Annotated in this window: 10 protein-coding genes and 1 tRNA gene; 8 read left to right on the forward strand and 3 right to left on the reverse strand. The window is 69.0% G+C overall.

Going from position 1 to position 10,434, the window contains the following annotated elements; genetic code table 11:
• The first annotated feature begins 253 nt into the window (after positions 1-253).
• The gene (locus ACN5KJ_RS13850; protein WP_418594652.1) at positions 254-1,255 is read left to right on the forward strand and encodes a P1 family peptidase; all 1,002 of its coding nucleotides are present in this window, start codon (positions 254-256) and stop codon (positions 1,253-1,255) included.
• 270 nt (positions 1,256-1,525) lie between these two features.
• Here ACN5KJ_RS13850 and ACN5KJ_RS13855 read toward each other — a convergent pair whose 3' ends face one another.
• Positions 1,526-2,311: an SseB family protein gene (locus ACN5KJ_RS13855; RefSeq protein ID WP_418594653.1), complete on the reverse strand. Its 786-nt coding sequence runs from the start codon at positions 2,309-2,311 to the stop codon at positions 1,526-1,528.
• Complete coding sequence (locus ACN5KJ_RS13860) at positions 2,308-2,889, reverse strand: uracil-DNA glycosylase family protein (RefSeq protein ID WP_418594654.1); 582 nt, start codon at positions 2,887-2,889, stop codon at positions 2,308-2,310. The genes ACN5KJ_RS13855 and ACN5KJ_RS13860 overlap by 4 nt, the downstream gene beginning before the upstream one ends.
• A 103-nt stretch (positions 2,890-2,992) precedes the next feature.
• On the opposite strand from ACN5KJ_RS13860, the gene ACN5KJ_RS13865 reads away from it, so the two are divergent.
• The 6 genes from ACN5KJ_RS13865 (at position 2,993) to ACN5KJ_RS13890 (ending at position 8,770) form a co-directional block, all read left to right on the forward strand.
• Complete coding sequence (locus ACN5KJ_RS13865; protein WP_206563063.1) at positions 2,993-3,343, forward strand: metalloregulator ArsR/SmtB family transcription factor; 351 nt, start codon at positions 2,993-2,995, stop codon at positions 3,341-3,343.
• Entirely contained in the window at positions 3,336-4,361 is a 1,026-nt protein-coding gene (locus ACN5KJ_RS13870) for a permease (RefSeq protein WP_418594655.1), read from the forward strand. The genes ACN5KJ_RS13865 and ACN5KJ_RS13870 overlap by 8 nt, the downstream gene beginning before the upstream one ends.
• A 287-nt stretch (positions 4,362-4,648) precedes the next feature.
• Complete coding sequence (locus tag ACN5KJ_RS13875; protein WP_418594656.1) at positions 4,649-6,031, forward strand: Na+/H+ antiporter NhaA; 1,383 nt, start codon at positions 4,649-4,651, stop codon at positions 6,029-6,031.
• Positions 6,032-6,190: 159 nt separating this feature from the next.
• Entirely contained in the window at positions 6,191-6,850 is a 660-nt protein-coding gene (locus ACN5KJ_RS13880) for an ATP-binding cassette domain-containing protein (protein WP_206563060.1), read from the forward strand.
• Positions 6,828-8,504 (forward strand): capsule biosynthesis protein, encoded by a 1,677-nt coding sequence (locus tag ACN5KJ_RS13885; protein WP_418594657.1) that lies wholly within the window; start codon positions 6,828-6,830, stop codon positions 8,502-8,504. The genes ACN5KJ_RS13880 and ACN5KJ_RS13885 overlap by 23 nt, the downstream gene beginning before the upstream one ends.
• A 176-nt stretch (positions 8,505-8,680) precedes the next feature.
• Positions 8,681-8,770: transfer RNA gene (locus ACN5KJ_RS13890), tRNA-Ser, on the forward strand.
• A gap of 157 nt (positions 8,771-8,927) precedes the next feature.
• Here ACN5KJ_RS13890 and ACN5KJ_RS13895 read toward each other — a convergent pair.
• Positions 8,928-10,061, reverse strand: a complete 1,134-nt coding sequence (locus tag ACN5KJ_RS13895; protein WP_418594658.1) for a molybdate transporter family protein — start codon at positions 10,059-10,061, stop codon at positions 8,928-8,930.
• 77 nt (positions 10,062-10,138) lie between these two features.
• Between ACN5KJ_RS13895 and ACN5KJ_RS13900 the strand changes: the two genes are divergently transcribed.
• Entirely contained in the window at positions 10,139-10,348 is a 210-nt protein-coding gene (locus ACN5KJ_RS13900) for a TOBE domain-containing protein (protein WP_418594659.1), read from the forward strand.
• Positions 10,349-10,434 lie beyond the last annotated feature (86 nt).

The raw sequence follows: 10,434 nt of genomic DNA on the forward strand, positions 1-10,434 counted from the left end.
CCGTGGGGGGCTTGCGGCAGGGGCAGGGCGCGGAGAAGACCGGCGGGGACAGCCTCCACCCAGCCCACACGGGGACGCCCGGTGCACGCTGGCGTGACCCCGACCCTGCGGTGCCCCGCCGACCCGGACGGAACCTGTCGCACGCCCACACCGGTCGCGGAGGCATCCCGGATGCACCCGGCGCACGGACCACGGCGCCCCTTGTCTTTCCCCGCCGCGCGCCCGAGTCTGGCGCACGACACAGGAGCCTGCCATGCACCCCGGACCCCAGAACCTGATCACCGATATTCCGGGCCTGCGCGTCGGCAATGCCCAGGATGCCGCGCTGAAGTCGGGCTGCACCGTGCTGCTCGGCGATGCGCCCTTCGTGGCCTCGGTCGCGGTCCACGGCGGCGCGCCGGGCACACGCGAAACCGACCTTCTGGCGCCGGACAAGATGGCGCCCGGCGTCGATGCCCTCGTGCTGTCGGGCGGCAGCGCCTTCGGCCTTGCCTCGGCCCAGGGGGTGATGGATGCGCTGCATGCCATGGGGCGCGGCTTCCCGGTGCTGTCGGCCCGGGTACCGCTGGTGCCCGCCGCGATCCTCTTCGACCTGCTCAACGGCGGCGACAAGGACTGGTCCGACAACCCCTACCCGGCGCTTGGCCGGGCGGCGCTGCAACAGGCGGCAACGCGGTTCGCCCTTGGCAGCCACGGCGCCGGGACCGGCGCGCAGACGGCGATGCACAAGGGCGGGCTGGGATCGGCGAGCCTGATCCTCGACGACGGCACCACGGTGGGCGCGCTGGTGGCGGTGAACCCCATCGGCAGCGTCACCACGCCCTCCGGGCGGCATTTCTGGGCGGCCCCCTTCGAGTTCGGCACGGAATTCGGCGGGCTCGGCCCCGATCCGGCGGGCTTTGCCCCGATGCCGCCCAGCCGCAAGGCGCAGGCCATGGCGATGCAGGGCAACACGACGATCGCCATCGTGGGATGCGATCTCGCGCTGGACAAGGCGCAGTGTCACCGGCTGGCGGTGGCGGCGCATGACGGGCTGGCCCGGGCCATCGTGCCCTCGCATACGCCGATGGACGGGGACCTGGTCTTCGCGCTTGGCACGGGGTCGCGCAGGCTGGAAGACCCGGCGGCGCAACTGGCGCAGGCGGGCCATGCGGCCAGCCTGTGCCTTGCCCGCGCCATCGCCCGCGCCGTGTGGGAGGCGACGCCCGCCCCGGGCGACCCCCTGCCCTGCCTGCGCGATGAACTGGCGGGCTGACCCTGCCGAGCGGAGAGCCCTGGGCGCAGCGTCACCCCGGCCTGGGCGCAGGCGCGCCGCTTGGGACCGACCTTCGCCAGCGCCGGGACTGCGGGAAACGGAGAACGCATGAACGCGTGCCCCCATGAACTCATGAACCCGTGCTTAACCGAATCGCCTCAGGATGGAGGGCGGTAGGGAGAGGGACGTTTCCTCAGCATTTCGTTGACCGGGCGCGCGCTTGCCCGGCCCCTTCCACGGGACCGCGACACGGGCCGCCGCCTGCCGGGGCTACCGCAGCTTCGGCGGCTTGTCCGGGTCGCTGCCCGGCGCGGCGCGTTCGACCGCGACCTTCGGCGTTTCGGGTTCCGGCAGGTCGAAGCGCAATGCCACCCGCGCCAGCGCGGCGGTCAGCGGATCGCTGTCCGCCAAGAAGGCCACGTCCAGCACACCCGCGTCCAGCCCGGAAAAGACCAGCGCCTCGTTGACGGCCCCCGCAAGGGCGCGCTCGGCGCCCTCACGCACGCCGGTGATCCCAAGCAGGTGCCCGCGACCGCCGCCTTCGTAGACCACGGCGGCCAGGTAGGCGCGCCGTGCCAGCCCGGCGGCCCCGGCCAGCTTTGCATCCAGCGCCGTCACCAGCACCTCCGGCACCTGCGGGGCGGAAAACTCTTCGGCGCGCGCCTCCGCAGCCTCGGGGCCGGTGCCCAGCGTCTCGACCAGCCAGACCAGCGCCTCGGGCGGCAGAAGCGTCTGAGAGGCCCCCTGTTCGAGATTCAGCGCCAGCCCGAAACCCTGCGGCGCCAGCATCCCCGCCAGCGCGCGCCCGGACAGCGCGGCATAGGGCACGGCGCGCCCGGCAAAGCCCGCCAGGCGGTCCTCTAGGTCGAAGGCCAGCACGTATTGCGTGCCCTCGATCTCGAAGACCTCCGGGGCGATATCCGCGCCCTGTGGCTCCGTCGTCAGCATCAGGAAGAGCTCCGCGCCCGCGAGCGTATCGTAGAACCGCAAGCGGGCGGCATCGCTGCCCGTGGTTTCCATCGCGGCATGCGCCGTATCGAGCGGGGTCGTCGTCATGAAAGCACCTCTGCCACGCGCGCCCGGAGCACCGGCAGAAGCTCTGCCGCGAACCAGGGGTTTCGCTTCAGCCACCCGGTATTGCGCCAGGACGGATGCGGCAAGGGGATCGCCCCGGGCAGAAAGTCGCGCCAGCGCAGGACGGTGGCGGTGACGCCCTCGCGGGTGCCAAGATGCCAGCGTTGCGCCGGGCCGCCGATCGGCAGGATCAGGCGCAGGTTGGGCAGGCCCTGCATCACCGACGCCCGCCAGGTCCGCGCGCAGATCGGCGGCGGCGGCAGGTCGGCGCCCCTGCGGTAGCCGGGAAAGCAGAAAGCCATGGGCAGGATGGCGACGCGGCTGCTGTCGTAGAAGGCGGCCTCGTCCAGCCCCAGCCAGTCGCGCAGGCGGTCGCCCGAGGGGTCTGTGAAGGGTGTGCCAGAGGCATGGACCCGCGCGCCCGGCGCCTGCCCGGCGATCAGCAGCCGCGCCGTCGGCGCGACCCGCAGCACCGGGCGCGGGTGGTGGGCCGTCTCGGTTGCGGCAAAGCGCTCGGCACAAAGGGTGCAGGCGCGGATGCGTGTGGCAAGATCCGTCATCGGCCAGAAGGTAGGGCAAGGCGCGCGCCGGTGAAAGGCCGATACTTCGACAAACCTTGAAACGAGAGTTGACACGCAGCCACATTTCTAGAAATCTAGAATCATGAAAATGAATGACTCGCCCCCCGCCCTGCTGACCCTGTCGACCGCCGCCTCGAAATTCGCGGCGCTTGGGTCCGAACAACGTCTTGCCGTCCTGCACGCCCTTGTCCGGTCCGGCCCCGAGGGGCTGAGCATCGGCGACCTCGGGCAGCGCTGCGGCATCACCGGCTCGACGCTGACCCATCACCTGAAGATCCTCGCCGCCGCCGGTCTGGTCCGGCAAGAGCGGCAGGGCCGGTCCACCATCTGCGCGGGCGCCGATTTTGAGGAAGTCCGGGCGCTCTCCGATTACCTTCTGCAACATTGCTGCGCCGATATCGGCCGCCCCTCCGGAGTTCACGATCATGGCTGAGACATCCGCCGCCACCGCGTCCCGCCTGCCCCGGTTGCCCAAGGCCTGGCTTACCTCGGCCCTGATCCTTGGCGCGGTTGCGCTGCTGGACCCGCCGCAGGCCTGGCCGACAGTCACCTTCACCGCGAACGCCCTGCTGCATACCGCGCCCTTCATCCTTTTCGCCGTCTTCGCCGTCGCCTTCCTGAAAGCCTCGGGGGCGGAATCCCTGCTGGCGCGCGCCTTCGAGGGGCGCGAAACGCGGATGATCGTGATGGCCGCGGCCCTGGGCGGGCTGTCGCCCTTCTGTTCCTGCGAGGTCATCCCCTTCATCGCGGCCCTGCTGGCGGTGGGGGCGCCGCTGAGCGCGGTCATGGCCTTCTGGCTGGCCTCGCCGCTGATGGACCCGGCGATGTTCACGATCACCGCCGGAACGCTGGGGCTGGACTTCGCGCTGGCCAAGGCGCTGGCCGCCATCGGGCTGGGGCTGCTGGGCGGCTTCGGCACCCGGGCCTTCGCGGGCACCGTGGTCTTCCGCGACCCGCTGCGCGCGCAGCCCAAGGTCGGCGGCTGCTGCGCGGTGCAGAAACCCTTCGGCGGGCAGCCGGTCTGGCGCTTCTGGCAGGATCCGGCCCGGCGCGAGACCTTCCGCGAAACGGCGCTGACCAATGGCCTGTTCCTGCTGAAGTGGCTGACGCTGGCCTATGTCATCGAAGCGGTGATGCTGCGCTATATCCCGGCAGAGACCATCGCCGGGGTGCTGGGCGGCACCGGGCTGTGGCCGGTGCTCATGGGGGCCCTTGTCGGGGCGCCGGCCTACCTGAACGGCTATGCCGCCGTGCCGCTGGTCGACGCCCTGCTGCAACAGGGCATGGCTCCGGGGGCGGCCATGAGCTTTGTCATCGCGGGCGGCGTCAGCTGCATCCCCGCCGCCGTCGCGGTCTGGGCACTGGTCAAGCCCCGGATCTTCGCGGCCTACGCAGGCTTCGCGCTGACCGGGGCGCTGATCGCCGGGCTGGCCTGGGGCGCCGTGGCCTGACCGCCGCCGCCCTTGCCCGGCAGTGACCGACAGTGTCCGGCGCGGTAATGCGCGGCGGCACCGGGCGTCCCGCAAGGGGCGCCTCCCCCCTCTGGACCGTGGCGACCCCACGCGCCCTGAACGGTGACCCGAGGCGCCCCCAAGGGCCGAACACCGCCACCCTGCGCCCCAAACCGACAAAAAGGCAGCGCCATCCCCCGCTCTGGCGCGTTGCCCGGCAGGTTTCCATCCGTTACACCTGAGGGAAGAACGGAAGAACAAGAGACTATTTTCCGACAGGGGGGCTTATGTATCGCGTCTGGAACTTTCTGGCCAGCTACTCTTTGCTGCTTATCTTCGGCGCCCTCGCGGCGCTGGTCTGGGCCAATCTGGACGTGATCGCCCCGGTCGCCGGGAATCCGCATTACTGGGCCGACACCTATCACAACTTCGTCGAGTTCGTGATCTGGGACCACGCCCCCATCGGGCACTGGCATGCCGCGCATATCGCCGCCTCTGACCCGACCTTCGCCGACCTGGTCGCGGGCGGGGCGGAGGTTCTGACTGACGCCGAGGGGCACGAATACGTGCTGGGCGAAGGCTACCGCACGCTGACCTTCCACTATCTCGTCAACGACATCCTCATGGCCTTCTTCTTCGGCATCGCCGCCAAGGAAGTCTGGGAGGCGGTCATCCTTGAAAACGGGTCGCTGCGCGGCAAGAAGGCGGCGACACCGCTGTTCGCCACCGCCGGTGGCATGTTCGGCCCGATCGCGGTCTACCTGGGCCTCGCCGCCGTTCTGGGCTCGGAAACCTACAACGCGGTCGCCAACGGCTGGGCCATCCCCACCGCCACCGACATCGCGTTCTCCTACCTCGTCGGGCGCATCGTCTTTGGCGCCGGTCACCCGGCGGTGCGCTTCCTGCTGCTTCTGGCCATCGCCGACGACGCGGCGGGGCTGATCATCCTTGCGATCTTCTACCCCTCCGGGGAGCTGGCGCCGGAATGGCTGCTGCTGTCGGTGGGCGCCGCCGTGGGGGTGTTCCTGCTGGCCAACTGGCTGCCGCGCCGCATGGACCGGGGCAAGCAGGACCGCCCGAATTCGACTTGGGTGCGCGAGGTCCTGGGCTTCTGGCCCTATGCGCTGGCGGGCGCCCTGTCGTGGTACGGCTTCATGATGTCGGGCCTGCACCCGGCCCTGGGCCTGCTGCCGGTGGTCCCGGCCATCCCCCATGCCGACCGCGCCTTCGGCATCTTCGCCGCCGCCGAGGAACACCTGACCGACCTGCTGAACCACATCGAACACGGGCTGAAATACCCTGTCGAGGTGGTGCTGTTCTTCTTCGGCCTGCTCAACGCGGGGGTGCAGTTCTCTTCGATGGGCGCCGCCACCTGGCTGGTTCTGGCGGGCCTGCTGATCGGCAAGCCCATCGGGATCTTCCTCTTCGGCTGGATCGCCGCCGTGCCGCTGAAACTGGGCATGCCGCAGGGCATGCGGCTGGTCGACCTCGTGGTGATCGGCTTCGTCGCGGCCATCGGCTTCACCGTCTCGCTTTTCGTGGCCTCTGTCGCCTTCGGGCCGGGTGAGGTGCAGGATGCCGCCAAGATGGGCGCCCTTCTGTCCTTCTTTGCCGCCGTGGCCGCCATCGCCGCGGGCAAGATCACCCGCGTCGAAAAACACGAGCTTTAACGAACAATTCGGGCAAAATCCGCATTGTCGAGCGCGCGTCCCCAACCGGGGGCGCGCGTTGTCTTTGTTGCCCCCCCGGGTCATAATGTGGCCCAAGTTCTTTTCTAGACCGGCCCGGTTCCCAAATACGGGGAACACGAACACCAAGGGGCACCCCGGATGTTGGAATTCGACATGGTCAGCAAGTCCTTCTGGACCGGCACCCAGCGCAAGGTGATCCTTGACCGTGTGTCGTTCCGCGTGGACCTGGGCGAGTCGCTGGGCATCCTTGCCCCCAACGGCACCGGCAAGACCACCGTGATCAAGATGATGGCCGGACTGGAAAAACCCGACGAGGGCGAGATCCGGCGCGGCTGCCGCATCTCCTTCCCGCTGGGCTTCATGGGTGGGGTGGTGTCGAAGATCTCGGCCAAGGAGAACGCGCGCTTCATCGCGCGGCTCTACGGGCTTGACCCCGATTACGTCGAAAGCTTCTGTCGCTGGCTCTGCGACCTGAAGGAATATTTCGACCAGCCCATCGGTACCTATTCCTCCGGCATGCGGGCGCGCTTTACCTTTGCGCTGATGCTGGCGCTGGACTTCGACATGTACCTGATCGACGAGGGCATGCCGAATTCCACCGACGCGAATTTCAACAAGAAGGCCGGCGACCTGCTGGCGGAACGGCTGCGCACGACAACGATCATCATCGTCAGCCACCAGCCGCAGATCCTCGAGAAATTCGCCCGCAAGGCCGCCGTCCTGATGGATGGCAAGCTGCATATGTTCGACACCTTGGAAGAAGCGAAACGGCTCTATGACTACGAAACCCAAGGCTAAGAAATTCCGCATCCGCCGTCCGTCCGGGGACGAGACGCCCCGCCCCCGCCCCAGTTTTGCCAAGGCGGCGCCCGCCGGTGTTGCCGCGAACCAGCCGCCCCCTGCCGCGCCGGATGCGGCGCCTGCGGGCTCCCGCGCCGCGCCGCCGAAGGCCGCGCCCACGCCCGAGACCGCGCCCCGCAGCGGCGCGGTGGACACCGCCCGGCAGGTCGCCGGGGAAACCGACATGGACGCAATCCGCAAGGAGGGGCTGACCGGCCGCCAGCTGCGCATGGCGCGCCGCGTGGCGCAGAAGCACGGCCTTGCGCCGACCTCGGATTTCGACGCGGTGCGCCTGTTGCGCGCCCGTGGCATCGACCCGTTCCAGCGCGCCAACACGCTGGAACTCGTCCAGCCCGAGCAGGCGCCGGACCCGGACAAGCGCCCCGAGCCCAGGGTGCAGCTGCCGCAGACCATCGCCGTCAAGAAGGACCAGCTGCCCTCGACAGAGACGGTCTCTCCTGCCGAACGCCGCGCCGCGGAAATCCAGCGCATCCAGCGCGACCTTGCCGCGCGCCGCCGCAGGAAAAGCCTGCTGCTGCTGGTGCGTCTGGCCGCCTTCGTGCTGCTGCCGACGGTGCTGGCCGGGTACTACTACTACGCCGTCGCCACGCCGATGTATTCGACGAAGTCCGAGTTCCTGATCCTCAAGGCGGAAAGTTCGGGCGGCGCCATGGGCTCTCTGTTCTCGGGCACCCAGTTCGCCACCAACCAGGACGCCATCGCGGTGCAATCCTACCTGACCTCGAAGGACGCGATGCTGCGGCTGGATCAGGACGTGGGCTTCAAATCGCACTACACGCAGGCCTGGATCGACCCGATCCAGCGCCTGTCCGAGGAGCCCACCAACGAAGCGGCCTACAAGGTTTACAAGAAGAACATCGAGATCGGCTATGATCCGACCGAGGGCGTGATCAAGATGGAGATCATGGCCGCCGACCCCGAAACCGCCGCCGAATTCAGCCGCGCCCTGATCGGCTACGCCGAAGAGCGGGTCGATACCCTGTCGCTGCGCAAGCGGTCGAACGCGGTCGAGGACGCAGAGGCCGGGCTGATCGCCGCCGAAGAGGACCGCCGCGCCGCGCAGGAGCTTCTGGTGCGCATGCAGCAAGAGGGCAATATCGTCGACCCCGAGGCGCGCATCGCCTCGCTGCGGCAGCAGATCAGCACCTATGAATTGCAGTTGCAGGAAAAGCGGTTGCAGTTGCAGGCCCTGCTGGACAACGCGCGCCCGAACCGGGCCAAGGTCGACGGCACCAGCGGCGACGTCCGGCGACTGGAGGCCCTGCTTGCGGACCTGAACGCGCAGATGACGCAGGCCGCCGAGGGCGAAGGGTCGCTGGCCGAGAAGGCGATCCAGATCAAGCTGGCCGAGGCCGATCTCGCCACCCGCGACCTGATGCTGCAGACCGCGCTGGAACGGCTGGAGCAGGCCCGCCGCGACGCCGACAGCCAGGCCCGCTACCTGACCACCTCGGTGGTGCCGGTGGCCTCGGAAGACCCGAGCTACCCGCGCAAGTTCGAGAACACGATCCTCGCCTTCCTGATCTTCGGCGGCATCTACCTGATGATCTCGCTGACCGCCTCGATCCTGCGCGAACAGGTCGCCAGCTGACGCCCGGCACCGCCGGTATCCCGTCGGTGCGGCGGCCCTGACCCGTCCTGCCGCATGGGGGACGCCGCCGCCCGCGCAGCGCCCACGGTGCTGACGACTGCGATAAATGCGCCGGTGGAAAGGATGTTCGGAAATCTGCTTGCACCTTCCTGCGACGTTTTGCTAAACGCGTCGACGGAGAGGTGGCCGAGTGGTCGAAGGCGCACGCCTGGAAAGTGTGTAGGCGGGGAACCGTCTCGAGGGTTCGAATCCCTTCCTCTCCGCCATACTTCTGGCGACACAAAGACAAGGCCCCCTGCGGGCCTTTTTCTTTTGGATCAATACGGTTGAGCCGGGGCATCCGACCTGCGAGGGCTGCCTATTGGCCCGAAATCGGTCCCTGAACGCCCTGCCCCCTTTTTTGCCGCGATGGGGCGGCCCGGCCTATCCCTGTCGCGCGATGCGCCTCGAAAGCAGGGCCTTTCGGATCAGCTCGGCCAGGGTGCCGGCGACAAGCCCCAGCATCGGGTTCACCATGACCGTGGCCATAGCCGTCGCCGCGATGACCGGGCGGCAGGAGGGCCGCGCGTCGATCAGGCGGCGGCTGACGGCAAGATCCCATGCCGCGATCAGCAGCAGGGCGCCAAGCGTCGCGGTGGGAATGGCGGACAGGACCGCCCCCTGCATCTGGGCGGGCAGCAGCGCGACGACCAGCAGCAGGCCCCCGATCAGGCAGGGCGCCGCGCCGCTGCGGGCACCGAAGCGGTGATGCGCCGCGACACCGCCCGCGCCGTGGCACATGGGCAGGGCCCCCAGCGGCGCCAGCAGCAGATTGGCCAGCCCCGAGGTCAGGCACAGCCGGCGCGGGGTGACATGGGCCGCGCGCGCGCCGAACAGATCGCCCGCGACCAGCGAGGTCAGGAAGACCGCATTGGTCAGGGTCAGGGCCAGCTGCGGCAGGGCCATGTCGGTGACCGCGCGGCGCAGTTCCTGCGCATCGGGGATGCCCATGGGCCAGGGCGCGGCGGCCAGCGCGGGCGCCTCGGGCAGGCCCAGCATCATCCCGGCACCGACGCCGGTGGCAATTGTCAGCATGGCCGCATGGGTTCCGACCCGCAGCGCAACCAGAGCGACCCCAAGCGACAGCGCGCCGGTCAGCCAGTGTTCCCGCATCAGCCCGACCGCGACCCAGGCCAGCGACAGCCCCAGCCCCAGTTGCAGACCCGACAGCACCGATTGCGGCACCAGCCGCCTGATCCGGTCGATCAGCCCGGTGCCACCCAGCCCCAGCAAGACCAGCCCGATCAGCACCCCGCTCAGGGCGATCTCGGTCGGCGAGGCGACCCCCAGCAGCGCCACCGCCGCAATCGCCTTCATCGGCTGCACCGGGATCGGCAGGCGGTAGACAAGCCCCGTGGCGATGTAGAACAGGCCAAAGCCCAGCAGCACCATCTGCGGCGACAGCCCGGCAAGCGCGATGGCGCCAAGGCCCAGCGGCAGCAGCGTACCGATGTCGCCCAGGGCCCCGTTGGCCTCGCGCAGGCCGAGGCGGAATGCATGTCCTCGCGGATCACCCATGGCCATTTGCCCCGTTGAAATCGCGTCGCCGCATCATACCCTGAAGGCAAGACAATTTCAGCAACAGAGGAAAGCCCATGAAAATCAGCGCGCGCAACAAGCTGGCCGGAACCGTTGTCGGCATCGAGAAGGACTCGGTCAATTCCACCGTCCAGATCGATCTTGGCGGGGCGGTGATCGTCACGGCGATGATCACCAATGCCTCGGTCGAGGAGATGGGGCTTGAGATCGGCAAGACGGCCTACGCCATCGTGAAGGCGTCGGACGTCATGGTCGGCGCGGACTGAGACAGCGACGGCAGGCAGACCCTGCGGCCCGAAGAGGTGGTTTCAACCGTGACCGGCAGGCCGTAGACGGAGGACAGGTTCGGGTC

The sequence above is a fragment of the Ponticoccus sp. (in: a-proteobacteria) genome, assembly GCF_048381735.1.

Bases quoted from the DNA above. Each gene is read 5' to 3' on its own strand.
- ACN5KJ_RS13850 (WP_418594652.1), top strand. From the start codon at position 254: ATGCACCCCGGACCCCAGAACCTGATCACCGATATTCCGGGCCTGCGC.
- ACN5KJ_RS13855 (WP_418594653.1), bottom strand. From the start codon at position 2,311: ATGACGACGACCCCGCTCGATACGGCGCATGCCGCGATGGAAACCACG.
- ACN5KJ_RS13860 (WP_418594654.1), bottom strand. From the start codon at position 2,889: ATGACGGATCTTGCCACACGCATCCGCGCCTGCACCCTTTGTGCCGAG.
- ACN5KJ_RS13865 (WP_206563063.1), top strand. From the start codon at position 2,993: ATGAAAATGAATGACTCGCCCCCCGCCCTGCTGACCCTGTCGACCGCC.
- ACN5KJ_RS13870 (WP_418594655.1), top strand. From the start codon at position 3,336: ATGGCTGAGACATCCGCCGCCACCGCGTCCCGCCTGCCCCGGTTGCCC.
- ACN5KJ_RS13875 (WP_418594656.1), top strand. From the start codon at position 4,649: ATGTATCGCGTCTGGAACTTTCTGGCCAGCTACTCTTTGCTGCTTATC.
- ACN5KJ_RS13880 (WP_206563060.1), top strand. From the start codon at position 6,191: ATGTTGGAATTCGACATGGTCAGCAAGTCCTTCTGGACCGGCACCCAG.
- ACN5KJ_RS13885 (WP_418594657.1), top strand. From the start codon at position 6,828: ATGACTACGAAACCCAAGGCTAAGAAATTCCGCATCCGCCGTCCGTCC.
- ACN5KJ_RS13895 (WP_418594658.1), bottom strand. From the start codon at position 10,061: ATGGGTGATCCGCGAGGACATGCATTCCGCCTCGGCCTGCGCGAGGCC.
- ACN5KJ_RS13900 (WP_418594659.1), top strand. From the start codon at position 10,139: ATGAAAATCAGCGCGCGCAACAAGCTGGCCGGAACCGTTGTCGGCATC.